The following is a 25,038-nucleotide window of genomic DNA, read 5'->3' on the forward strand; positions in this document are numbered from 1 at the left end:
TGTGTTCCTCCCTAGAAATTCACTGTCAGTGAGGCGTTGATATCCAGCGCCGTATCCGCCACGGGCAATAGCGAATAGGCGTTGCCGTCCAGCACTTCATCCACCTTTACAGGTGCACCCACGGGCGTGCCCGAACCTGTGTATTCATAGTCGTAGTAGAGTCCCGCCAGCTTGATAAACATCCTGGGGTTGATGTCGAAGATGTAGTAGGCCTCGGCCACATGGCCGCGGGTGGCCAGCTTGCTGCCGACCGGGTCGTCCTGGGCCTGGGTGAAGGGCGTCCAGTACTTGGAGCCATAGTTGTATTCCAGACCGAACTTGCCGTAAGGCGCCGGGATCTGCATGCCGATATAGATGCCGTAACCATCGTGGGAGGTATCGGACTCGGCGCTGGATGGCACCAGCAGCAGTTCATCGCCACTGCTGTTGAGCTCTGCCTGGAACACGGCGTCGGTCAACATGCCGCCGAACATGCCGGCGTTGCCGTTGCTCTCGCCGCGGGTCCAGCCGAAGGAGGCAAACAGCTTGAGATCGTCATCGGACTCATAGGCATAGCCCAGGCCGCCCAGGTACATGTCGCCTATGACCCCGCTGGGTTGCACCCGGGTAACAAAGTTGAAGTTGTCGAATTTCTGCAGATCGCTGTAGAGGGTGGGGGCGAAAATCCCGGCCAACTCGTTGGGGAAGGCCATGGTGCCCTTGAAGCCGTCGTTGATATCCCGCGCGGCAAACAGGGTCAGTTGCAGGAAGTGGTTACCGTCGTTGATCACATCAATGTTGAAACCGCCCAGATGGGTGTCCTTGCTGACGGTATCGCCATAGAGCTCGCCGTTGCCCCATTGGGACTCAAAGCCCTGACCGTAACAGAAACGCACCACCTGGCCTTCTATCCCTGTGAGCTCTCCGAGTTTGTAGCCCAGAGTGGCGCCGTCAAAGTTGAAGTTGACCAGGTGTCCGGAAGGGGTGCCGCCACGTTTTTCATTTTCCCGGTAGTGGCTCGGCGGACCATAGGTGGAGGGGCGACGGCCGACAGACAGATAAAACTCGCTGCCGCCGATGTTTTTCCAGTCAAAGTAGGCGCGCTCGACCCGCAGCCAGTCGCCGCTGGGGTTGCCTGAGTTGGTGCCGTCCATGGTGAAAGAGCGCCAGGAATCAAACACCTGCACACCGGTGGAATCGCCCCAGTCCTTGAACATGGTCAGGCGTCCGGCAAAGCTGACGTTGTCCCACACCTTGGCCTTGAGATCGAGCCGCAGCCGAGTGGTGTAGAAGATGTCATTGTCTATGTCGCCACTGCTATAAGGCGCCAGCACATAGGGTATAACGCCCTGCAGTTGTCCCTGGGCAAAGGCGTTGGCCAGCTCAGGGTTGGCGGCCATCATCTTGCCAAGGGGCGAGGTGGGATCCATGGGGTTGCCCAGTTCGCCGGCCATGGCTTTGGCGCCGAAGTCGTTGAAGTCCATCTTGATCGCCGGATGCCAGGTGACATTGCCATAGTGCAGCGAGTGGGCTCGGGTGCGAAAGTCGCCGCTGATCTCCAGTCGATCGAGCGCCGTGTGCCGCTCTGTCTTGTCCACCCTGCTGTTGAGTATATCCAGCTCTTCGGTGATCTCCTGCAGTTGCTGTTTAAGCTCGCGGATCTTGGTGCTGTCATCCAGTTCCCCGGCCTGGAGCTGGGGGCTGCCCAGCAGAGCCAAACCCAGTGCCTGGGCCACCGCCAGTGCGATAAGAGTACGCATAGTAGATTCTCCTGACCGGCCTTGCCGGTCGTTTTCAGGCAGCAAGCAGCCCTGGGGTAACCCCATACTTGGCTTGCAAGCCGTGAATTTAGTTAAGTGATTGGCGCCTATGCGCTCGGATCAACCGCAGGTCTGGGGTTGATCCGAGTCGGCGGCATGGTCGTACAGGAACTGTTGAATATCCTTGAGTTCCTGCTCAGTTAAAGGCTGAAACGCCTCGGGTTTGGCTTTGTGTTTGTCTCTGGCGAAGAATCTGTCCCATTGGCTCATGGTCTTGCTCATGGGAGTCAGTTCGCCACCTATGCCTGCTTTGCTGTGACACTCTTTACAGACTTTCTTGTACAGGTGTTTGCCTTTCTTGGGGTTGCCGCCGTCGGCTGCGGTGGCGCCTGTGGCCAATGCACAGGCTAAAAGCAGAAGGCCGAGTTTGCTGCTGGTGTTCATCATCTATTCCTCTGGGGTGACCGCCCGCTCCGTTAATGGGCTGTTATTTTATGTGTCCTTGCGGTTGTCAATTTAGCAATCCTGAGGTGCGTCAGCTTTGAACTGGATCACTTTCATAAAAATAATCTAATTGATAAAAATATCATTGAAATAAATCTAATGGATTGGGTGGTTTTATGCTTGCAATGTATTGATTTATTTTGTTTTTAATCTTTATCTGTTGACCTATTAGAGAAGCCGTGAGTGGGATTTATAGCGGTTTTTTAGGCGTGATCAGCTTAACGTTTGTGAATATTTGTCGCGGCTAAAGTTGCATTTGTTAACTCTTGGAGTGCATCTACAGACTCTTTTCTCATCAATCTGGGGCAGGATTCCCTTCACACTTTCACGCCCTTTCCGGCGTCTTTGCGGGGGCTGGATCACACTCGCTCCCCCTATGTGGTTTACCACAATACCCACAGGAATTTAATGGGTAAACAATGAGCTCAAGCCGCTGTAGTCAAGCGGAATCCAATTCAAACAATAACCTGTGTGAGCGACCTTTTCCCAAGGGGAGAGGATGGAGGTAACCATGATAGAGCTTGATAGGCGCACCTTTCTGAAAGGGGCTGGAGCCGGAGGGGCAACCTGTGCCCTGGCCGGGGTTCTGCCCGGTTCGCTGGCGGCTTTGGGGCGTAGCCCACTGACCGGCAGTGCCACTGAAATTGCCAGTATGTGTGAGATGTGTTCAACCCGTTGCCCGATTTCGGCGCGGATTGTTGATGGCAAAAACGTCTTTATCAGCGGTAACAAAGAAGCCAAATCATTCGGCGGCAAGGTCTGTGCCCGTGGTGGCGCCGGTCATAGTCTGCTGTACGATCCACAAAGGATCGTCAAACCACTCAAGCGCGTCGGTGAGCGCGGCGAAGGCAAGTGGGCCGAAATCAGCTGGCAGGAAGCCTATCAAACCATCGCCAGCAAGCTGAATCAAATCAAGGCCGAGCATGGCCCTGAAGCCGTGGCGTTTTCCTCCAAGTCAGGCTCGCTGTCCGGACACCTGTTCTATTTGGGGCAGGCTTACGGCAGCCCCAACTCCTTTACCCATAACACCACTTGCCCGGGCGGTTATGTGGTCGCCGCCAAGGCGATGTTTGGTACCAAGGTGAAGCGGGATCTCTCCAACTCCAAGTACATCATCAACTTCGGTCATAACCTCTATGAGGGGATCAATATGTCCGAGACCCGAGGTCTGATGAAGGCCCAGGCCGACAAAGGCGCCAAGTTGGTGGTGTTTGAACCCAGGTTCTCTGTGGTGGCCGATAAGGCCGATGAGTGGTATGCCATTCGTCCCGGCTCGGATGTGGCCGTGGCCCTTGCGCTGTGCCATGTGCTGATTGCCGACAATCTCTATGACAAGGCCTTTATCGAGCGCTATGTTGAAGGTTTTGAGGCCTTTGCCGCCGAGGTTAAAGCCTACACCCCTGAGTGGGCTGAGAAAATTTCCGACGTACCCGCCGCAGATATCCGCCGTATTGCTCACGAGTATGCCGCCGCTGCGCCCCATGCCGTGGTCGACTTTGGCCACAGATCTACCTTCACTCCGGAAGAGTTCGATATGCGCCGGGCGCTGTACGCCGCCAACGTGCTGATCGGCAACCTGGAGCGTAAGGGTGGCCTCTACATGGGTAAGAAGGCCGGCAGCTACAACAAGTTTGCCGGTGAGGCTGTGGCCCCTGAGCTGGGTAAGCCGGGCGTCAAACTGCCCAAACCGCAAGCCAAACGCATCGACCAGATGGATGAGCAGTTTGCCATGGCCTGGTCCGGCGGTGGTATCTATCAATCAATCATAGATGCGACTCTGGAAGCCAAGCCTTACCAACTGCGAGCCTGGGTCATGAGCCGCACCAACCCCATGCAGACCATGACCGACCGCGCCAAGGTGGTTGAGAGCTTGAAGAAGATGGAGTTTGTGGTTTCCTGTGATGTTTATATCAGTGAAACCGCTGCATGGGCCGACATCATACTGCCCGAATGCACTTACCTGGAGCGGGATGAAGAGGTGGCCGACAAGTCCGGCAAGAACCCGGCCTACTACCTGCGTCAGCAAGTGGTGGATGTGATTGGCGATGCCAAGCCTTCCTGGCAAATTTTCCGTGAACTGGGCATAGAGATGGGCCTGGAGCAGTACTATCCCTGGGAAAACATGGAAACCCTGCAATTCCTGCAGGTGAATAAAGACGCCAAGCTGCTGCAGCACATCAAGGACAAGGGCTTTGTCAGCTACGGCAAACCGCTGATGCTGCGCGAACCCAAGATGGTGGCCGATTTTGTTGCCGCCTACTCCAACGCCAGAGCCGTGGATGAAGACGGTACTTACGGCAGCGCGCTCAAGTTCAAGACCCCCAGTGGCAAGATTGAACTGACCTCCGCCAAGGTGGAAGACATGGCGCCTGGACGCGGCACTATCGCCTATCGCGAAGTGACCCTGAAACAGCCGGACGAGCTCTACTTTATTCAGGGCAAGGTGGCGGTGCATACCAATGGCGCGACCCACAATGTGCCTATGCTGGCCAACCTGATGTCCGACAACGCCGTCTGGATCCACCCGGACACCGCCGCCAAGCATGGCATTGAGAATGGGGATGCCATTCGCCTCACATCCAGTGTCGGCAGTGAAGAGGGCCATGCGCTGGTGACCAAGGGCATACGTCCCGACACTGTGTTCGCCTACATGGGCTTTGGCTCCAAGAACAAGGAGCTGGCACGGGCGACCGGCAAGGGCGTGCACTGCGGCAACCTGCTGCCCAACGTGACTGCACCTGTGTGCGGTATGAACGTACACACCACAGGTGTGAAGCTGGAAAAGGCATAAGGGGAGGCGAAGATGACTAAAAGATATGTGATGGTGCACGACGAGAATAAGTGCATCGGCTGTCAGGCCTGTAACGTCGCCTGCCGCAGCGAAAACGGTGTACCTGAGAGCGTAACTCGCCTGCAGGTACGGGTAGAAGGTCCATTCGGGGATGCGCCGCATCTGCACTTCAAGTATCACAGGGTGTCCTGTCAGCAGTGTGAAGATGCCCCTTGCGTCAAGGTCTGCCCTACCGGAGCGGCCTATGTGGGTGAGGATGGCATAGTCTCCATCAAGGCGGAAAAGTGTGTCGGTTGTATGTACTGTGTGGCAGCTTGCCCCTACAAAGTGCGCTTTATGAACCCGGAAACCAAGGTGGCCGACAAGTGCAACTTCTGTAAGGACACCCGACTGGCGCGCGGCGAACAACCCGCTTGTGTGACAGTATGTCCCACAGACGCCCTGGTGTTCGGTGATGCCAACGAGGCCGGCAGCGAGGTGGCGACTCTGCTCAACACCCGCGTGACTTATCAGGACAAGACCCATCTGGGAACCAAACCCAGAATCTACCGTATTCCTGTCAAGAGAGGGGGGATCCAATCATGAACAATACTTGGGGCGATATGACGCAATACGACCCTGTCACCTGGCACTGGGTCATAGCCGTTTACCTCTTCTTGGCGGGGTTGTCGGCGGGTAGTCTGTTGATTGGGATCGGGCTGCGTTGGGTGCAAAACAAGACAGAGGGTGACAGCGGCATTCTCAAGGCCGCGGCCTTGATAGCGCCAGTGGCTATCTGTTTGGGTATGCTGTGTCTGGTGTTTGACCTGACCAAGCCATTCCACTTCTGGCTGATCCTGATCAACTATAACCTGACCTCTGTCATGTCCATCGGGGTGCTGGCGCTGTTGGTTTACATTCCGCTGACCTTTGCCTATGCGCTGGTCGTGCTGAAAGATGATCTCGGCAACTGGGGCCTGGGTTTCCTCAAGGGGATTGCAGAATCACTGACTGGCCTGCGCAAGACCATGGAAGTGCTGCTGTTCGTGCTGGCGATTGTCGTGGGTGCCTATACCGGCTTCCTGATCTCTGCCATGAACGCCTACCCCATGCTGAACACTGCCGTCTTACCGGCACTGTTCCTGGTGTCCGGCTTGTCGGCCGGTGCGGCTGCCAACGCGGTAGTAGCACTGCTGCTGTTCAAGACAGACAAGCACTGCTCACAGCTGGGACGGATGCACGGTTTGGAATTGCCGGTAATGGCGGCAGAAATCCTGTTCCTGTTTATGCTGTTCTGCGCGCTCTACTTCAAGGGTGGCGCTGCTGCTGCCGCACTGGCATCACTGACAAGTGGCGTCTGGGCCAGCGTGTTCTGGATTGGGGTTGTGGGTATCGGCTTTGGTATCCCGCTGCTTTCCATGTTGTTGCTGCCTGCGAGTACCCGTCACACCAAGGGCGCCATGTTGGCGGTAGCCTGCTGTAGTCTAACCGGGGTGCTGGCACTTAGACACTTTATTCTCTATGCAGGTCAGAGCTATCTTGGTTAACAAGTACTTCTGAACCTGTTTGAGCCTCAGCCCGTATCATTTGGTACGGGCTTTTTTGTGTTTGATACCATTGTGCCACTGAGATTTGGACTATCTTTAACCCATATAACTAACGTCTTGCGTCTGGTTACAGATAAAAGCAAGAGGGTGATGAGATGAAACTGAGTCTTTTGACACTGCTTACCACGGGGCTTGCCAGCACGCTGGCACTGGCTGGGCAGGATGTTTATGAGGCCCGCTCAGATGCCATGGGCGGGGTTGCCGTGGCAGCCGGTAATCGTGAGGCGGCGGCCTTTTCCAATCCGGCACTGCTGGCTTTGCCTTCGCGCCGCAGCAATGACTTCAGTTTACTCATTCCAACCATCGGCGCCGATGGCGCCGATAAAGATCAGATGATCGATAAGTTTGATGCCCTGCAGGATAACTATGACGCCCTGGTCAATGCCATAGACGCCGCCGACACAGCGGCTATCGATGACTACCGAAAGCGCCTCAGTGGTGACTTGAAATCGCTGCAGGGCAATAGCGCTTACGTCAGTGCCGGTATCAATATGGCTTTGGTCATGCCCTCGGATGGTTTTAATTATGCCTTTGTATTCAAGAGTTATCTCGATGCCTTGGGAATAGCCGAAATCGCCGCCGCGGATATTGATGCCCTGGATAATCTGGACCCCAATAATCCGCCGGAAATCCAAGATTTGACCTCCCAGGGGCGAGTGGTGGCCGGGGCGGTTTCCGAGCTCGGGGTTGCCGTGAGCTATCCGCTATCTATCGTCAATATGCCGGTGACAGTGGGAGTTACACCCAAGCTGCAACGGTTGGACAGTTTTAACTATGCCGTCAGCGCCAACAACTTCGATGCCGATGACTTCAACGATGATGATTATCGAAGCGATGACACAGGCTTTAACCTGGATATCGGTCTGGCATTCCAGCCATTGGATGGTTTGGTTATCGGTGTCAGTGGTCGCAACCTCATCAAGCGGGACTTAAGCAGCATAGAGGCCGGCGGCGTGCAGCTTACCTATCAGGTGAAACCTATGGTTACCGCAGGGGTGGCCTATGACTGGGCGGCCTTTTCGCTCAGCAGCGACTTGGATCTTACCGACAACGACAAGTTTGCCGAGCTTGAGGGCAGCCGCTATTGGCGTTTAGGCGGTGAATACCGGCCTGCTGACTGGGTTGCTTTACGGCTCGGTTATCGCCAGGATCTCAATGATCACACCGCCGATCTTTATTCACTCGGGACAGGGTTCGCCATAGGCAACAGTTTCCGGCTGGATCTCACCGGCATGTTTGGCAGCGATGACGCCATAGGCGGCGTACTGCAAACCAGCTATCACTTCTAAAACTAACCGTTGATGAGCGCCAGGCTTGATTTGATGGTCAGCAACAGGGCGCTCAACGCGCACAGCGCCAGCGTCAGGACTCGGGTCTTCTCTTTATCCACCCGGCCCACCAAGCGGCCAGCCACCAGAAAACCGAGAAATACCGAAGGCAGCAGCAACAGCGAAAGCCATAGGTGCCTCAGGGTCAAGAGGCCAAAACAGCCGAGAATAATCAAGGCTATCAATGAGCTGAAGATGAAGAAGGCCGACAGCGCTGCGCGGAACTGACTGGCATCCTTACCCGCCAGCAGTAGGGCCATCGGCGGTCCGCCTATGGCGGCCACGGTACCGAAGATCCCGGAAAATATCCCGGCGATAAACAGGCTGAGGCGGTTGATCTTGATGCTGTACTTTCTAAGGCTGAGGAATACGGCTACGGCCACAATCAGGGCTATGGTCAAGCCCAGAATAGGCTGCGGCGCCAGCAACAGCAGGGTGGCGCCAATCAGGCCGCCGGGGAGCCTCCCCAACAAGGCATATTGCAGGCCGTTGAATTCCAGGTGGCCACGCTCGCGTACCAGTGTCAGCAGGGCGATGGAAAACCCCATGGCGATAACAGGGGCAGGAACCAGTTCCGGATCGACGATATACAGCAAAGGTGTGGCTACCACGGCCAAGCCAAAGCCTATCAACGACTGGGTCAGGGCGCCGGTAAATATGATCAGGGACGCCAGTAGCAGGGTGACGGGATCTATCAGTGACAACATTCGCAAGCCCCAAAAAAGACAAGGATCGCACCGCGATCCTTGTTCAACTATAAGGTAATTCTGAGGGACAACACACTTACTCCATGTCTTCCCATTCTATGCCCATGGCATCCATCATGCGCTTGGCCTCTTCCGGGATGCTGTCGGGTTTGTCTTTGGACAAATCCCCATCGTTGGGCAGTGGCTGGCCGGTATAGGCATGCAGGAAGGCTTCGCACAGCAGTTCGCTGTTTGTGGCGTGCCGCAGGTTGTTTACCTGGCGCCGGGTGCGCTCATCGGTCAATACTTTCAGCACCTTCAACGGAATAGAGACAGTGATTTTTTTCACTTGCTCGTTCTTCTTGCCGTGTTCGGCATAAGGGCTGATGTATTCGCCATTCCATTCAGTCATTGATTCACCTGTGATCTCACTAATTCGCAGCAGATTTTAAACCCTTACAGGATACAGTCAAATGATTGCCTGCAAAATCTGTGCAATATGAACAGAAATCCATACATTTGGACGTCCAAACGTCTTGATGCCTATTGACGGCTGGATGGTCATTGGTTAGATTTAGACGTCCAGACATCTTTATGGTGTCGAACCTCAGCATTCAGGAGTCGATTATGACAGAGCGGCGATTAGCAACCACAGCGGTCCGGCAGGGCATCGAATCAGACAGCCAGCACGGGGCCGTGGTGCCACCCATCTATCTGTCGACCAACTATGCCTTTGATGGCCACACTCAGCCAAGAGCCTTTGATTACAGCCGCTCGGGTAATCCTACCCGCTCCATTCTGGGGGATGCCTTGGGGGAGCTGGAACAGGGCTGCAGTGCGGCAATCACAGCGACCGGCATGGCGGCCATTACTCTGGTGGTCAACCTGCTGGGGCCGGATGACCTCTTGTTGGTGCCCCATGACTGTTATGGCGGTAGCTATAGGCTGTTCACCAATCTGGCTGCCAAGGGCCAGTTTCGCTTGCAGGTTTTGGATCAAACCGACCCGCAAGCACTCGCCGCTGCCCTGGCGCAAAAGCCGCGCATGGTGTGGCTCGAGACGCCGTCCAATCCGCTGCTGCGGGTAGTGGATATTGCCGCTATTGCCGAGGCGGCCCACCAGCAGGGCGCATTGGTGGTGGTTGACAACACTTTTTTGTCGCCGGCGCTGCAACAGCCTTTGCTGTTGGGGGCCGATATAGTGGTGCACTCGACCACTAAATACATCAATGGCCACAGCGATGTGGTGGGCGGCGCCGTGATTGCCAAAGATCCTGAACTGGCAGAGCAGCTGCACTGGTGGTCCAACACGCTCGGGCTGAGCGGTGGCGCCTTCGACAGTTACCTGACCCTGCGTGGCCTGCGCACTCTGGCGCTGAGGATCCGCGAGCATCAGGCCAATGCCGAGCGCATAGTGGCGCTGCTGAGCCAGAGTCCCGTGGTAGACAAAGTTTACTATCCGGGGCTTAAGAGCCACCCAGGTCATGAGATTGCCGCCAGGCAGCAGAGTGGCTTTGGCGCTATGCTGAGTTTTGAACTCAAGGGTGATGAGGCGCAGGTGGTTGCCTTCCTCGGCGCGCTCAGGCTGTTTTCCGTGGCCGAGAGCCTGGGAGGGGTTGAGAGCCTGGTGGCCGTGCCCGCCACCATGACCCACAGAGCCATGGCGTGTGATGCTCGCGCCGAAGCCGGTATTAAAGACACGCTTATCCGCTTGTCTGTGGGCATAGAGGATGGCCGGGATCTGCTGGATGATATCGCCGCCGGATTGGCTGCAGCCGCAAACTGTTGAATTGAAGGAGCTTGAGATGGCACGTTGTCACCTACATAAGTTTGGCGGTTCCAGTCTCGCCGATGCCGATTGCTACCGACGGGTCGCCCATATTTTGCTGACCCATGGTCATGCCGATGATCTTGTAGTGGTTTCCGCCGCAGGCAAGAGTACCAATTTTCTCTATAAACTGCTGAACCTGAAGGAGTCTGGCGCTCTGTGGCAAGAAGAGCTGCAGGTGCTTGTCGGTTATCAGCAGAATCTGATTGAACAGCTGCTGGGCAATGAACAGGCACGTCAACTGCGGGAGCGTCTGTCTACAGATAAGGCGCAACTGGCCAGTTTGTTGTCCTTGCCTGAACTCAGCGAATACCAATGCAATCAGGTGGTGGGTTTCGGTGAACGCTGGTCGGCCAGACTGATGGCGGCGCTACTGAGGGAGTCCGGTGTCGCCGCTTCCCATGTGGATGCCCGCAGTTTGTTGATTGCCGATGAGGGCGCAGTACCCAGGATTCGCCTCGATGAGTCCCGTGAAAGGGTGCAGCGACTGCTGGCCGAGCATCCCGATGAGCGCCTGGTGATCACCGGCTTTATCTGCGCCAATAGCCAAGGCGAAACTCTGTTGCTTGGTCGCAACGGCTCCGACTTCAGTGCCACCCTGATAGCCAGCCTGGCCGATATCGACAGGGTGACTATCTGGACAGATGTCGAAGGGGTGTTCAATGCCGATCCCAACAAGATTGCCGATGCCAGGCTGCTGAGCAGTATGTCGCTGGCTGAGGCCGACCGCCTGGCGCGGCTCGGCTCCCCGGTACTGCATTGCCGTACCCTGCAGCCGCTGTTTGATACCGAGGTCAGTCTGGCGGTGCGTTCTAGCTACGCCTCGCATACCGACTTTACCCTTATAGCTCCCAAGAGTGATGCCGCAAGCGCCCCTGTGGTGACCAATCTCAATCAGGTGTCCCTCTTGAGCCTGGAGTTCAATGGCACCCAGGCTCAGACGCTCGATGCGCTCAATGAGGCGGGTTTGACCCCGCTGGCCTACTGGTCTCAGGGGCAACACAAACTGGAGCTGGCCTATACTCCCGAATTATCCCGCCAAGTCTGGCAGTTACTGGAAGCGCAGACATCCGAGCTCAAAATTCAAAGCATTACCGAGGACAGAGAGCTTGGGCTGGTGGCCCTGGTAAGCAGTGGCGCCGGCAGTTATCGCCGCAGCTTTGCCCGCTTGCTGAGCCGTGAAGCGCGACCTCTGTATCAGGACCAACTCAGCCTGGTCACCCTGGTGCCCAAATCGCAGGTGAACCTGCTGACCCAGAAGGTGCACAGGCGCTGCGCCGGCCCCCGCAAACGCATAGGCGTTATTCTGCTGGGGGTGGGTAACATAGGCGAAGCCTGGGTGGAGTTGTTCGGCCGAGCCCGCGACGGCCTCAAACGTGAGCTGGAGGCCAGTGTTGAACTCCTGGGCTTGGCGAGTTCGAGCCGTGCCTGGATCTGCAATGAAGGGATCTTTGGGGAAGACTGGCAGGCAAGGTTTGAAGCCGATGCTACCCCTTGGCAGTATGAACATCTGTTCGAACAGCTTGCGTTGCTACAAGCCGATGAACTGGTGGCGCTGGATATCAGTGCCAGCGCCGGACTGACACTGCAGTATCCTGAGTTTTTTGCCCGTGGCATTCATATGGTCAGTGCCAACAAGCTGGCCGGCTCCGGGCCATTGCCTTTCTACCGCGAGCTGAAACAGCAACTGGGTAACCGCCGACTGTTTTGGCGTTACAACGCCAGTTGCGGCGCCGGGCTGCCGGTGCAGCACGCGCTCAATGATTTGCACAACAGCGGCGACAGGGTAGAGGCTGTCGGCGGTATCTTCTCTGGCACGCTCTGCTGGTTGTTTGAGCATTTCGATGGCATCAAACCTTTCTCCGAGCTGGTGTTGCAGGCCAAAGAGCTGGGGATCACTGAGCCGGATCCCAGGGACGATCTTTCCGGGCGTGACATGCAGCGCAAGCTGTTGATTTTGGCTCGTGAAATAGGTCTGGAACTGGAGCTTGAAGATATTCGCTTAAGCTCTCTGGTGCCTGAGGCGCTGGCCGACATTCCGCTGGATGAGTTCTTGCAGCGGATCCCCGAATTGGATGCCACTCTCGCGCAGCAGTTTGCCGCCGCGGCCGAGCAAAACAAGGTGCTGCGCTATGTGGCTTCATTGGAGCAGCAAGATGGCCAGGTTAATGCCGAAGTCTCTCTGCAATGGGTCGAGCGTCAGCATCCATACGCCAATCTGACCCCGGGAGATAATGTGTTTGTCATCCGCTCGGCCTTCTACCAGGGTAATCCGCTGATCATTCGCGGCCCAGGTGCCGGCAGGGAAGTGACTGCCGCGGCAGTACAGTCGGATCTGGTGCAGATCTGTCGCGATCTGCTGCAGGAGTAGGACTGGTATTAGCGTCATATTTGAAGCTGGTGGGCTCTTGGCTAGGAAAAGCCTGTGTGAGTGGCCGTTCTCGGACGTGCTGTCCTTCACTGTATTCGGGCTTTCAGTCTATCCGCACCGCGGGTGACGGGCTTGCGGTTTAGCTGGAAGCTGAGATCAAGTTTATTGGTGAGCTTTGGCTTAAAGCCATGCTAGCCGCTGTGCCAGCGGCGTAAAGTCGTGGTGTAAATGCCTCCATGCATAAGGGCCAGTTCGCCATCCCTGGCTCTCGCTCGAAAGCACGTTGCTACGCAACTCTCGCCAAACCACACCGGGCAAGGGGCTTTGCTTGTCCAAAGCCCCTTGCATCCCCAAGGACACCCCCGACGTAGCCGAAACCCCCGCTGGCTTATGAAGCACATTGGCTACACTCAGGACTCGCATCCTTGCTCGACCTTCGAGCCTCGACATCCCTGTCTCGGCTACGCCAATTTGCAACAACGCCCGCGGCGGCTCCGAAGGGGGAATTGGTGCGATTCTTTCCACACAGAGTTGTTTTAAGCTGCAGATATACACCTATTTTCTAGGCATAGGCGGAACTGTGACCGTCGAAAACAAGGATGTTTTCGTCGAGGCTACATGGACGTATTCACGCCGTGTCACAGGCTCGCCTGTGCATAAGCCTGCGGCAGGCAATGGGAGACATCCGTTGCTGGAAGTTCAATCTATGTTATTTGGCTATTTTGAGCTGAAAACAATGATAGCCGCTGTTCCAGCGGCGTAAAGTCGTGGAGCTTCGCCCCACACCCGAGGAAAGGGGGCTGTATCGACTCGCCCCCTTTCCAAACCCCCTGCGACCCGCGACGCAGCGGAAACCCCCTTGTGCTTATGATGCCAATTCGCTATCGCGCCAGACGCTCATCCCTGATTCGACTGGCGCTGCTTCGGCATCCATGCCTCGCTACGCGATTGTCATCAACGCCCTGCGGCCGCTTCGAGCGGGAGTCGGTGTAATTCTGTGATAATTGAGTTGTTCTAAGTTACCTATATACCCAAAGATATACGCTCATTTTCCAGGCACAGGATCACCTGTGCGAAAGCTCTCTCCAGGCGTAAAGCCGAGGCTTTGCAGAAACACTCATTAGTGGCTTTTATACTGATTAAGATAAATACACCTTTGAAGCCATCTTTGGGCTTGACTTCAATGACAGTTTCTCTAGTATGTGGACATATAGACGTCCAAACGTCCAGATAGACAGTTGAGGGAGTTTTTAATGGCTTTTCATCACGCACAACATGCGCACTCGCTGAACCAGAGCTTGTCCGAGCTCAACGGCGACATCAATGTTTCTTTCGAGTTCTTTCCACCCTCAACGCCTGAGATGGAAACCTTGTTGTGGAACTCAATTCAGCGCCTGGAGCCACTGAATCCCAAGTTTGTTTCTGTCACCTATGGTGCCAACTCAGGAGTGCGGGATCGCACTCACAGCGTGATCGAGCGGATCCAGCAGGAAACCGAGCTGGTGGCGGCGCCGCACCTGACGCTGGTGGATGCCAGTGATGAAGAGTTACTGGAGTTGGCGCGTCATTACTGGAACAGCGGCATTCGCAACATAGTGGCGCTGCGGGGCGATCTGCCGGAAGGCAGCCCCAAGCCGACACGTTTTGCCTCAGATCTAGTGCGTTTGCTGCGCTCGGTCGCCGACTTTGATATTTCGGTGGCTGCCTATCCTGAGGTGCATCCGGATGCAGCCAATGCCCAGGCTGACCTTATCAACCTGAAGCGCAAGATTGAGGCCGGTGCCAGCCGTGCCATTACCCAGTTTTTCTTCGATGTGGAGTCTTATCTCAGGTTCCGCGACCGTTGTGTGGCCGCCGGCATTGATGTGGAAATTGTTCCCGGGATATTGCCTGTGGGCAACTTCAACCAGCTCAAGCGTTTCGCCGCCATGACCAATGTGTCTTTGCCGGGATGGCTGCACCGCCAGTTTGAAGGTTTGGATAACGATCCCGGTACCCGGGCGTTGGTGGGCGCCAACGTGGCCATCGACATGGTCAAGGTGCTTTCCCGTGAAGGGGTGAAAGATTTCCACTTCTATACCCTGAACCGCGCCGAGCTCACCTATGCTATCTGCCATACTCTGGGAGTGCGTCCCGGCAAGTGATGGCCTCTCAGTGAACCTTTGATAAAAGGAAGCCCACCAATAGGTGGGCTTGTCTTTAGTGAGTTAAACCTTGAATTGGCTGACCAACTGCTTGAGGCGTACCGACAGCTGCGCCAGCTCTTCACCGGCGACGGCTATCTGGGCGGCGCTTTCACTGCCCTGAGCCACGCCATCATTGATATTGTTGAGATTGCGATTGATCTCTGCCGAGACGGCGCACTGCTCATTGGCGGCGCTGGCTATCTGGATATTCATCTGGGTGATGGCGGAAACCGCGGCGCGGATCTCATTGAGAGCCGCATCGGCGTTTTGCACTTCGGCAACACACTTATCCATGGTTTGATTACTGCTTTGCATCACACCGACGGCTGACTGCGCCCCTTGTTGCAGGGTTTCAATCATCTGCTGAATTTCGGTTGTCGATGCCTGAGTGCGGCTCGCCAGGGTGCGAACTTCATCGGCCACCACGGCAAAGCCCCGTCCCTGTTCGCCGGCCCTGGCTGCTTCAATGGCGGCATTGAGTGCCAGCAAATTGGTCTGATCGGCAATATTGCGGATCACTTCCAACACTGAGTCTATCGCCTGACTGTCCTGCTCTAGCTTGTCGATAGCTGCCGCGGCGCCGCGGATCTCTGACTCCAGCCCGGCCATCAGCTCAACCACACTGTTGACCACCTGTTTACCCGAATCTGTGGCGGCATCGGCTTGCTCTGCCGAGTCGGCGGCAACAGTGGCATTTTGGGCGACCTCCTGAACCGTGGCAGCCATCTCGTTCATGGCGGTAGCCACTTGTTCGGTTTCCCTTTGCTGCTGCTCGGCGCTGTGGCGACTGTCACTGGTGATGCCGGACATCTCTTCGGCCGAGGTTGCCAGTGAGTCTGTGGCTTGAGTCACCTGCTGAATAGTTTGCTGGATTTTGGCGACAAACAGATTGAATGCCCGCGCCAGATCGGCAATTTCATCCTTGCTGCTCACTTCGATACGCTTGGTCAGGTCGCCTTCCCCTTGAGCGATATCTTCCATGGCGCTGGTAGTTTGCGCGATAGGGCGGGTGATGCTGCGGGCAATAAAGAAGGCGATAACGGCGCCCGCCAACAGCGCTATGGCACCAATGGCCACCAACTTGAGTTTGATATACCAGAGGCTGGCTTCCGAGTGGCTGCGATCCATGGCGATCGCCAGTACGCCAATGGGATTATCGGAAAAGTCAGTCACCTGATGCAGGTAGAGGACATGACTATTGTTATTCAGACTTATCAGAGACTTGTCAGCTTTTCCCTGTTGTACTTTCTGCAGCAGCGCCGTGTCTTTGAAAGCCGCGGTTTCAAAGGTTCCGCCAAAACGGCGGTAACCGCTGCTGTCAGGTGTAAGCAGGGCAATTTCGGCCTGGTAATTCTGTTTGAAGGCATCGAAGAAAGGCTGGCCAAATGACATGCCAAACTCAACCGAACCTGTGTGTTGTCCCTGATAAGTCATTGGAGCCAGGCCACGGATCCCGAGGCCGGCCACACCCTTCTCGAGCCCCATTATCGGCTGCTTGCTGTTATTGGTTTGCACTACGGTTTGGCGAAACCCAGAGAGATCGTCACCGAACTTTTCCGGCTTATGTACCCTGAGGAAGGAGGTGGCCGGTGGCAGATGGAACTGAAACTGCTGCACGGCAAAATCCCGCTTCAACGGGACAAACAGTTGTTGGCTGCGGTTGTTGAGTGAATCCCTGTCGCCGAAGGCGAATTCCTGTTGCATTTCCGGGGTATTGGCCACCACTGTGGCCAACGCCTCGGCCAATCTGCCTGAAGAGTCAATTTCAGCAATCGCAGTTTGATACAGCTTATGCAGTTCACGCTGCTCGGCATTGTCAATTTGGCCGGAAAATTCCGACAGTACCAAGGGCATGATAAAGCTCATCATGGCGATAAGCACGGCGCAGATCCCCAGCACGATTCGAGTGCCGATTTTCAAATGTGAGAACAAGTTAGCCTCCAGGCATGGGAGTGATTAAAACGAGGGCGCAGGATCTCAATAGCCTTGTAATAGCCACCGACCTTGCGCTGGGCTCATTGTACCTTCACCGGGTCAAACAAGGTTGGAAAATTATAGTGGCTCTTGTGTTAACTGATTGCGACGTATGACAAATTTTTGTCCCGATCCGTTTACTTACTGAACAGATGTGCGAGGCAGATCGGGTTTATTTTCGATCGGCTATTTACTTAGCAGGCTAAATAAATAAAATACTTAGCCTGCTAATTAATCAGTTAATCAAGATGCACAGATATATAGAACAGCTGACCGAGACTTCTCTGGGAGAGCGCTTGGGGCGTTTACACAGGTTGTGGCGCATGGTCGCCGATAACGAGTTGGCGCCTCTGGGGCTGACCCATCCTCGCTGGACCGCGCTGTGGAAGCTGAGACGCATGGGCGACCACATCAGTCAGAAGCAGCTTGCCGAGTCTCTGGAGATAGAGCTGCCTTCTTTGATGCGCACTCTGGGGCAGTTGGAGCAGCAGGGGTTGATCACCCGCCACAGCTGCGAGCACGACAAAAGGGCTCGCATCGTTTCCATGACGGCCCAAGGAGAGGAAGTTATTCGCTCCATGGAAGCCAGAATCATCCAGGTGAGGGCCAAGCTGCTGGTGGGTATAGATCCGGATGAGCTGGCCCATTTTGAAGCCGTGATCACCAGGATTTGCGATAACGCCCAGCATCAGCTGCAGCAAGAACAAGATAAATGAGAGAGACTTTATGACGCCAGATCAACAATTTGCCAGACTCGTTAAAATTTCCATGGCAGGCTTTGTGCTGGTCTTTGCCTATTTCATGTTGGCGGATCTGGAGATGCCGCTGACGCCGCAGGCGATGGTGACCCGCACTGTGGTCAAGATAGCTCCTCAAGTGAGCGGCCCGGTGCAATCTGTGGCCGTGGCCAACAATCAACATGTAGAGGCCGGTCAGTTGCTCTTCGCCATATATCCGGCCCCCTTTGAGCTCGCGCTTGAGCAAGCCAAATTGGCGCTGGAGCAAGCGATGCAGGATAACGCCGAGCTGGATGCCGCCATAGAGGCTGCCAGAGCCGATGTCAGCGCCAATGAGGCCATGTTGCAACAGAAACAACGTGAGGCCAGGCGCCTGGATGCACTCTATGCCAGCAATGGTGTGTCACGCCAACTCAAGGATCAGGCAGATACCGATGCCAGTTCGGCGCTAGCCAAGTTGGCAGCCTCCAAGGCGCAGTTGGCCAAACTCAAGGTTTCCCGGGGAACAGCCGGGACAGAGAATCTCAAGTTGCGCCAGGCCCGCAGCCGTTTGGCTCAGGCGGAATTGGATCTGAGTTACACCAAGGTGCTGGCAGAAAACGAAGGCATAGTGACCAATCTGCAACTGGCCAGTGGCAGCATGGCCAACAAGGGCCAACCTGTATTAGCCCTGGTGTCGGAACAGCTGGACATCATTGCCGATTTTCGCGAGAAAACCCTCAGGGGAGTCGAACCGGGCACTGAAGCCTGGGTGGCGTTCGATGCCGAGCCAGGCAGACTCTACCCCGCCAGGGTCAGCAGCCGCGATGCTGGTGTCAGCGCCGGACAATTCGACGCCAATGGCATGTTGGCGACACCGACCGAGTCGGATCGTTGGGTGCGGGATGCCCAGCGTCTGCGTTTGCACTTTGAACTCCTGGGTGAAGAACACCCCATGTTGGCCGCCGGCTCCCGTGCTACGGTACAACTACTGCCGGACAATAGTTTCTACCGTTTCATGGCCAAGCTGCAGATCAAGGCAATCAGCCTGCTGCACTACATCTATTGAGGTGGCCGATGATCCTGCGTCACCACCCCTTGACTCAGAATGAGCTGCGCCAGTGCCTGCGCATAGCCACCGGCGCCAGCCTGGGCTTTCTGATCTGTAAGCTGATGAATTGGAATTACGGGGTGTTTTACACTGTCACCCCCATGTTGTTGCTGGGACTGGTACCTGTTATGAACGGCCATGCGGCGCGTCAGTTGCTGGCTGCTGCGGCCATCTGTGGGATTGAGGTTGGCATCATAGGCGGTTTGCTTGGCAGCCATCCGGCACTGATGACCTTGATTGTCTTTGTGCTGTTTTTGTATCGCTTTGCCTGTATGTCCCGTGGCGCTCTGTTTCTATTTGGTGCCAATGGAGTGATCAGCCTCAGCATCATGCTGCATTTTGCCAGCTATCCGGATACCGATCTTAACGATCTCATCTTCGGTAACTTTTGGGCCAGTGTACTGTCTGTGTTGATAGCTTATTTGATGACAGTGTTGATCCCGGATGTTGAACCTCGCAGCGCTTATGTGCCCGGGCCCAAGCAGCCCCACAGAATGCGCCATGAAGCGCTGATGGGGGCCAGCGTTGCAACCCTGTCCTTTCTGATATTCCAGGCTTTTGATCTGCGCGACTCCATGTCGGCTCAGGCAACTACCTTACTGTTGCTGTTCCCCATGCATTGGAATGGGGCTCTCGACTACGCCCGCAAACGGGCAATGGGCACTGTACTCGGGGTGGTATACGGGATGGCGGTGCAGCTGTTTTTGTATGATTGGTCCGGTGTGCTTTTGTTGGTCGTACCCATGCTCTGGTTTGGTACCCTGTTGTTTGCCCAAGCCCATGTCAAAGAGGCCAGCGGCTCGGCGGTGGGCTTTGGTGCTATGACCACCTTGGGAATACTGTTCGGCCAATACCTGACTCCGGGGAATGATCTGATCTTCAGTGCCCTGTATCGGGTGAGCAGCATTCTGGTGGCCATAGTCGGTACTTTACTGGCCTGTTACCTGTTACATCATTTTCTCAACAGTTTTGAGGCGACCCGCTTTGGAGAGTAATTACCTCTAAACGAGAATCGTTATCCAATACATTGTTAGAAAAGGGTTTTTTATAAAACTCAAATCGTAAGCAAATATTTCAAAGCCTGGGATTTATTTGAGCTGCAAACCTTATGGCATCTGGATTGTGCCCGGTTACTCTGGTTTTTTGATATTTATCGCAAACTTCTCATATATGTGATTTGGATCTATGCTATAGCCCTTACTCATAATGGGGGATAACAGATGAAATCAATCACGCTCGCCGCAGGTGGCCTGCTGCTGTTGGCTCAGTCCATAGGGACAGCCATGGCAGCACAACCGGCTATGCCACCACAGGCCGCGCTTTGTGGCAGTTGCCACGGCCCTCAGGGACAGGGCGTAGAGCCGCTGGGCCCAAGGCTCGCCGGACTTTCCAGCCAATATATTCAACAACAGATCAAGCTGTTCCAGGCGGGAACCCGCCAAAACGCCACTATGATGCCGATGGCAATGACTCTGCAGGGTGATGAGGTTATCGGTCAGGTGGCGAATTACTTCTCTGCCCAGAGCGTCGCCGAGGTCAAACCCAAGCTCAGAGGTGAGCAAGTGGTATTTGCCGATCCGACTGAAAAACTGGTGTATCAGGGCGACTGGACCCGGAACCTACCCGCCTGTGTAACATGTCATGGCCCGTCAGGCCTGGGTGGCGGCACTTTTCCAAGGCTTGCCGGTCAGCAAGCCAGCTACATCAAGACTCAACTGCATGCCTGGCAGGATGGCAGCCGTAAAGGTGATGTCGATGGCATGATGGAGCATGTTGCCAAACAGCTCAGCAGCGCTGAAATCGACGCCATCGCCAGTTATTTTGCCAATCTCAAGTAAGGACGCAGCATGAAAAAATCTACTCTGTTTATCATGGGTGCTGTGGCCGCAATGACAGCTCAGGCCCAGGCCGAGAATCTTCCCGATCGCCAGGCGCAATTGCCTTCTTCTCCCAAGGTGGAGGGACAGGAATATCTTATCCCCAGACCGCTGGATACCATTCCGGCCGGTGCCTTTGGTGACAAGGTGCGCAAGGGCTATCAGCTGTTCGTCAATACTCAGCAACTGCGGGATAAATACGTCGGCAATGAGCTGAACTGTGTCAACTGCCACATGGATGCCGGCCGTAAGCCCAATGCTTCTCCTATCTGGGGTGCCTATTTCGCTTATCCTGCTTATCGGAAGAAGAATGATAAGGTCAACAGCTTCGAAGAGCGTATCCAGGGCTGTTTTACCTATTCAATGAACGGCAAGGCGCCAAAGAGCGGCAGCCCTGAGTTGGTGGCCTTGTCTGCCTATGCCTATTGGCTTGGGGTCGGTGGCTTGATGGATCAATACGGCGTCAACGGCGAAGTGCCTGAACTGGCCGATGCCGAGCTTATCAAGGGCGGCAAACGGGAAGACTTCCCTATTCCTGAAGCCATTAAGCAGCAATTGACGGTAGAGCAACGCGCCAATCTGCCGGGCCGGGGTTACCCTTCAATCCCCAAACCTGAGCAGGCCTATGACCCTGCCCGTGGTGAGCAGGTTTATCAGGCCCATTGTCAGGCATGTCATGGTGCCGATGGCCAAGGTCAGGCGATAGCCGGTGTATATGCCTTGCCACCTCTTTGGGGGCCTCAGAGCTTTAACTGGGGCGCCGGAATGCACAGGGTTAACACGGCTGCCTTCTTTATTCACGAGAATATGCCACTGGGCAAGAGTATGCAGCTAACCACTCAGCAAGCCTGGGATGTGGCTGCCTATATCAACTCCCATGAGCGTCCTCAGGATCCCCGCTTCAAAGGAAAGCTCGAGGAAACCCAAGGCAAGTATCACAAGCATGCCGGTTACTATGGTAAAGAAGTAAAGGGTATCTTGCTGGGCAAAGAGGCTTATCCAGTCTTCCCCAAGAAGCAGTAAGCTCAGAGCCTTAATCTATTCAGCGCGCCCATAGGCGCGCTTTTTTATACCTGGCTGCAAGGAGTAGGGATTGCAGCTCTGCTGGCTATAGACGATGAGAGGACAGGCATTGAATAGCCGAGAGGGCATAGAAAGAAATAGAAAGGCCGGTCTCAGGGGGATGACCGGCCTTGGATACTGATGGGCTCAAACGGAGATGAGCCCAGGCATTATGCTCTGCTTAGATGATCAGAGATTATTTTCCAGGTACTGGCGGATAGCTGTGTCGTTAAAGACACAGGCGTGGTTGCCGCCGAAACCGACTTCGAGTGCGAAAACGCCATCGCCGATACGCATGTTCTTGGCTTCTTCGGCATTGTCATTGATGTTCTTGATATGCAGGGTCTTGATCTGCGCAACAATCTCTTCCTTGGCGTCCTGGTCGTTGGCGAGTTCTCTGAACGCGGATTTGACACGATCCAGTGCATAGGTGGGCACGTACATGATCTCTTTGGCGCTATCGAAGCTATCCCAGTCAAAGGTTACGTCCAGGTCGGCATCCAGAATGCTCTTTATGTCCTGCTTGAACTCAACCACATACTGCTCTTCGATAGAGCGCTTCCATTGCTTTTCTTGTAAACCCATTATTTCCTTCTCTATAAGTTGAGGAGAGCGCGTACTGGCCACTCAAGCAACCGATTTACGCCCCCAAATCATATCCCTTGGTTTGTTTCCAAGGAGGTAAACCGGGGCCAGTCTACCTACTTTGTGGCATGGGATCCATAGGGTTATGACCGAAAAATGCTTCCTTAAAAATAAATTAAAAGCTCAGCTAATCAATGAGATTGGTTGTTTCGCTCCGATAGTATGCTATTTGTTCGCTATCAGAAACATTCGTTGGCACCCTCTCGGCGTTGATGACAAATCCTCGGTGCCATAGGGGCGGTAAGCCGCCTGATAGCGCTATTATCAATAGAGCAACCATTATCAACATTATCGGTTCAGGCATGGATTTGAGAACTTCAGCTTCAGGAACTCGAAGCCGAATGTTCCATTATGGCATCTGGAATAGTGGCAATTTACTGTAACAATATTGGGTGAAATGCTTACCCATTGGCAGGAGGATAAGCATAGAATGAATGCCTGAACGGAGAATTATTTAGCTTGGCAGTTCAGCTTCTGTCTATTGGCAAGGGTTTTTCCCTGGGGCAAGATGAAATAAGCCGTATGCCGTTTTGCTTGAATTTTCAGCATAAGCTTGCCCGATAAAACAGGATTACAGGGATTGTCATGACTCAGACTCACTATATTGCCCGTTGCCATTGTGGCGGGATTCAGTTGGCGCTCACTTTTCCCAAGGGAGTCAACAATGTTCGCCGTTGTGATTGCTCCATGTGTCGCCGCCGCGGCGCGCCGGTAGCCTCTGTGTCCTTGGCCAATCTCAAGCTGGTGAGCGGCGCAGAGCTGCTCAGCTGTTATCAGTTCAATACCCATACCGCCAAACACTATTTCTGTAGTCGCTGCGGTATCTATACTCACCATCAAAGGCGCTCAAACCCACAGGAGTACGGCATTAATCTGGGATGCATCGACGAGTTGGATCCCTTTGCCTTCAAGGATGCTCCCGTGATGGATGGCATCAATCATCCCGCTGACAGGGAGGCCTTATGACAGATAAGTCCGCCGCCCTGTGCCCCGTCTGCAGGCAAGCCAATCAATGCGCCATGGCGGCAGGTACAGATCCTGCGCTTTGCTGGTGCATGCAGGCTGACTTCAGCTACCTGGAGTTGGCGCTGCGGAATATCCCACGCCATAGCTGTATCTGTAATCGTTGCCTGCAGGAGTTAAAGCAGGAAAAATCCACGGTTCCAAAAAGTTAGGCATGTTAACCTAGGTCAACTACAATGACCTCAGCGTAATGGGCAAGGAACTGCAAATCAGCGTGAATTCAGTGTATTTGGCGTATTTGGCCAACCTCCTCCTCTTCTCAATTCCTCCGCTGTATCTGGCAACTTTGCCGCCCATGGTGCGCAGGGTAGGTCTATATAGCTACTTGTCCATTATTCTGCTCATTGGCGGAGTATTGGGCGGCGTATACACTTTTCCCCTGGCCGATGGCCTGACACTTTCCGGTGGCAACATGGCTTACGGTGCCTTTATGGTGACGGCCGTCATGCTGCTAATCACCGAACGGCGCGAGTATGTGTTTCACTATCTGCTCAGGTTGCTGGTCTCGGTCAATCTATTTGTCTTTTGCGGTTTCGAGTTCCTGTTATGGGTGCTGGAAAGCCCTAGTATGGTCAACTTCAACAATCTTAACCCGGATCTGTTTCGGGTTTCGTTGTGGATGATGTTGCTGGGCGGTACCATGATAGCCCTGCAATTTCTGCTGATGATGCAACTGTTTATCTGGCTCAAGAAATGGCTCAAGACCTTGGCTGCCGTGACCGGAGTCTACACCTTGGTGTTTATTCTGGTGCTTTGTCTCGATGGGGTAGTGTTTCCGCTGATCGCGGCTGGGTTGTCACCTGAGCTGATTGAGTTGATGATCAGTAATCTGCGCGGAAAGCTGGTGCTGGCCATCTCTTTCAGCTTGCCTTTACTGCTGTTTTATTGGCTGTTTCGCAATAATTTGCGCGCCTTTATCCGCACGCCACTCACCATGCGCAAACTCCTGTATGTGAGCCGGGATCAGCTTATCCGCGAGCTCAATGCCAGCCACTCAGAGGCCAGTCGCCTCAAGGAATACAATGCCCAACTGGCGAAACAGTCGCAGCAGGATCATTTGACAGGCCTGTCCAATCGCCGCCATTTCGATGATAGATTCCAGTATTACTGGCTCCATAGTATGCAGGAAGGGGAGCCTTTCTCACTGGTGATCGGTGATATCGATTTTTTCAAGCGTTACAACGACAGATATGGCCATCAACAGGGGGATCGTTGCCTACAGCAGGTTGGTGCGCTGTGGCGGCGCTATCTCTTGTCTCATGGTGCTCTGGTAGCGGCCAGGATAGGCGGTGAGGAGTTGGCGGCGCTGTTTCCGGGTAAGAATGAAGCTCAGGTCAAACACTTGCTGCAAGGGTTTATTGAGGCGCTGCTGGCGCTGGGGATAGAGCATAAAGACTCTGAGGCGGCAGCTGTGGTAAGTATGAGCCTGGGAGTTGCCTGCCACTTGCCAAACCAGAATCATGCCCCATCAGAGCTGTTTGCCCAGGCCGATGAGGCCCTTTATCGCGCCAAGACATTGGGGCGTAACCGGGTTGAAGCCGCATCCGGCTGATGTTTTGTTGTTAACCGTGAAGCCGATACAAAAAACCACCCTTGAGGGTGGTTTTTCATT

Annotated in this window: 21 protein-coding genes; 15 read left to right on the forward strand and 6 right to left on the reverse strand. The window is 54.8% G+C overall.

All coding sequences use genetic code 11. The annotated features are described in order from the left end of the window. Positions 1–11 precede the first annotated feature (11 nt). Positions 12–1,739, reverse strand: coding sequence for a DUF3373 domain-containing protein (locus tag ACF8D4_RS21175; protein ID WP_392465179.1), 1,728 nt, complete (start codon positions 1,737–1,739; stop codon positions 12–14). Between the two features lie 120 nt (positions 1,740–1,859). After that, positions 1,860–2,186, reverse strand: coding sequence for a cytochrome c (locus ACF8D4_RS21180; RefSeq protein ID WP_025010197.1), 327 nt, complete (start codon positions 2,184–2,186; stop codon positions 1,860–1,862). A 568-nt stretch (positions 2,187–2,754) separates the two neighbouring features. On the opposite strand from ACF8D4_RS21180, the gene phsA reads away from it, so the two are divergent. The 4 genes from phsA (at position 2,755) to ACF8D4_RS21200 (ending at position 7,909) form a co-directional block, all read left to right on the forward strand. After that, positions 2,755–5,034, forward strand: coding sequence for a thiosulfate reductase PhsA (gene phsA, locus ACF8D4_RS21185; RefSeq protein ID WP_392465181.1), 2,280 nt, complete (start codon positions 2,755–2,757; stop codon positions 5,032–5,034). 12 nt (positions 5,035–5,046) lie between these two features. Beyond that, on the forward strand, positions 5,047–5,619 hold the full coding sequence (locus tag ACF8D4_RS21190; protein ID WP_025010195.1) for a 4Fe-4S dicluster domain-containing protein: 573 nt from the start codon (positions 5,047–5,049) through the stop codon (positions 5,617–5,619). After that, the gene (nrfD, locus tag ACF8D4_RS21195) at positions 5,616–6,560 is read left to right on the forward strand and encodes an NrfD/PsrC family molybdoenzyme membrane anchor subunit (RefSeq protein ID WP_025889627.1); all 945 of its coding nucleotides are present in this window, start codon (positions 5,616–5,618) and stop codon (positions 6,558–6,560) included. Before ACF8D4_RS21190 ends, nrfD begins: the two co-directional genes overlap by 4 nt. 155 nt (positions 6,561–6,715) lie before the next feature. After that, positions 6,716–7,909 carry a conjugal transfer protein TraF gene (locus ACF8D4_RS21200; protein ID WP_025010193.1) on the forward strand — a complete coding sequence of 398 codons (1,194 nt, stop codon included), beginning with the start codon at positions 6,716–6,718 and terminating at the stop codon, positions 7,907–7,909. A 2-nt stretch (positions 7,910–7,911) separates the two neighbouring features. On the opposite strand, the gene ACF8D4_RS21205 is transcribed toward ACF8D4_RS21200, so the two are convergent. Further along, on the reverse strand, positions 7,912–8,655 hold the full coding sequence (locus ACF8D4_RS21205) for a sulfite exporter TauE/SafE family protein (protein WP_025010192.1): 744 nt from the start codon (positions 8,653–8,655) through the stop codon (positions 7,912–7,914). A gap of 76 nt (positions 8,656–8,731) precedes the next feature. Continuing rightward, positions 8,732–9,046 carry a met regulon transcriptional regulator MetJ gene (gene metJ / locus ACF8D4_RS21210; protein ID WP_025889629.1) on the reverse strand — a complete coding sequence of 105 codons (315 nt, stop codon included), beginning with the start codon at positions 9,044–9,046 and terminating at the stop codon, positions 8,732–8,734. Between the two features lie 215 nt (positions 9,047–9,261). Here metJ and metB point away from each other — a divergent pair, with 215 nt between their 5' ends. From metB to metF, 3 genes are all read left to right on the forward strand, one after another. Then, positions 9,262–10,422, forward strand: a complete 1,161-nt coding sequence (gene metB / locus ACF8D4_RS21215) for a cystathionine gamma-synthase (RefSeq protein WP_045283420.1) — start codon at positions 9,262–9,264, stop codon at positions 10,420–10,422. A 16-nt stretch (positions 10,423–10,438) separates the two neighbouring features. Beyond that, positions 10,439–12,832 carry a bifunctional aspartate kinase/homoserine dehydrogenase II gene (locus tag ACF8D4_RS21220; RefSeq protein WP_392468956.1) on the forward strand — a complete coding sequence of 798 codons (2,394 nt, stop codon included), beginning with the start codon at positions 10,439–10,441 and terminating at the stop codon, positions 12,830–12,832. A 1,253-nt stretch (positions 12,833–14,085) separates the two neighbouring features. Continuing rightward, positions 14,086–14,976: a methylenetetrahydrofolate reductase gene (gene metF, locus ACF8D4_RS21225; RefSeq protein WP_025887953.1), complete on the forward strand. Its 891-nt coding sequence runs from the start codon at positions 14,086–14,088 to the stop codon at positions 14,974–14,976. Positions 14,977–15,039: 63 nt separating this feature from the next. On the opposite strand, the gene ACF8D4_RS21230 is transcribed toward metF, so the two are convergent. Next, positions 15,040–16,887, reverse strand: coding sequence for a methyl-accepting chemotaxis protein (locus ACF8D4_RS21230; RefSeq protein WP_144226285.1), 1,848 nt, complete (start codon positions 16,885–16,887; stop codon positions 15,040–15,042). 353 nt (positions 16,888–17,240) lie between these two features. Here ACF8D4_RS21230 and slyA point away from each other — a divergent pair, with 353 nt between their 5' ends. From slyA to ACF8D4_RS21255, 5 genes are all read left to right on the forward strand, one after another. Next, the gene (gene slyA, locus ACF8D4_RS21235) at positions 17,241–17,708 is read left to right on the forward strand and encodes a transcriptional regulator SlyA (protein ID WP_025010189.1); all 468 of its coding nucleotides are present in this window, start codon (positions 17,241–17,243) and stop codon (positions 17,706–17,708) included. Between the two features lie 10 nt (positions 17,709–17,718). After that, entirely contained in the window at positions 17,719–18,777 is a 1,059-nt protein-coding gene (locus ACF8D4_RS21240; RefSeq protein ID WP_392468958.1) for an HlyD family secretion protein, read from the forward strand. 8 nt (positions 18,778–18,785) lie between these two features. After that, positions 18,786–19,814: a DUF2955 domain-containing protein gene (locus tag ACF8D4_RS21245; protein WP_025010188.1), complete on the forward strand. Its 1,029-nt coding sequence runs from the start codon at positions 18,786–18,788 to the stop codon at positions 19,812–19,814. A 288-nt stretch (positions 19,815–20,102) separates the two neighbouring features. Continuing rightward, positions 20,103–20,657 (forward strand): c-type cytochrome, encoded by a 555-nt coding sequence (locus tag ACF8D4_RS21250; protein ID WP_234502852.1) that lies wholly within the window; start codon positions 20,103–20,105, stop codon positions 20,655–20,657. Between the two features lie 9 nt (positions 20,658–20,666). Beyond that, positions 20,667–21,719 (forward strand): c-type cytochrome, encoded by a 1,053-nt coding sequence (locus ACF8D4_RS21255; protein WP_107110432.1) that lies wholly within the window; start codon positions 20,667–20,669, stop codon positions 21,717–21,719. Between the two features lie 228 nt (positions 21,720–21,947). Here ACF8D4_RS21255 and ACF8D4_RS21260 read toward each other — a convergent pair whose 3' ends face one another. Then, a complete protein-coding gene (locus ACF8D4_RS21260; protein WP_025010187.1) occupies positions 21,948–22,343 on the reverse strand; it encodes a hypothetical protein in 396 nt (131 codons plus the stop codon). A 645-nt stretch (positions 22,344–22,988) separates the two neighbouring features. Here ACF8D4_RS21260 and ACF8D4_RS21265 point away from each other — a divergent pair. The 3 genes from ACF8D4_RS21265 (at position 22,989) to ACF8D4_RS21275 (ending at position 24,978) form a co-directional block, all read left to right on the forward strand. Further along, complete coding sequence (locus ACF8D4_RS21265; RefSeq protein WP_025887959.1) at positions 22,989–23,369, forward strand: GFA family protein; 381 nt, start codon at positions 22,989–22,991, stop codon at positions 23,367–23,369. Then, entirely contained in the window at positions 23,366–23,578 is a 213-nt protein-coding gene (locus ACF8D4_RS21270) for a cysteine-rich CWC family protein (RefSeq protein WP_190533470.1), read from the forward strand. Before ACF8D4_RS21265 ends, ACF8D4_RS21270 begins: the two co-directional genes overlap by 4 nt. Positions 23,579–23,640: 62 nt before the next feature. Next, positions 23,641–24,978, forward strand: coding sequence for a GGDEF domain-containing protein (locus tag ACF8D4_RS21275; protein ID WP_392468959.1), 1,338 nt, complete (start codon positions 23,641–23,643; stop codon positions 24,976–24,978). Positions 24,979–25,038 lie beyond the last annotated feature (60 nt).

The organism is Shewanella sp. YQ_9 (assembly GCF_043103185.1).
GTDB lineage: Bacteria > Pseudomonadota > Gammaproteobacteria > Enterobacterales > Shewanellaceae > Shewanella > Shewanella algae.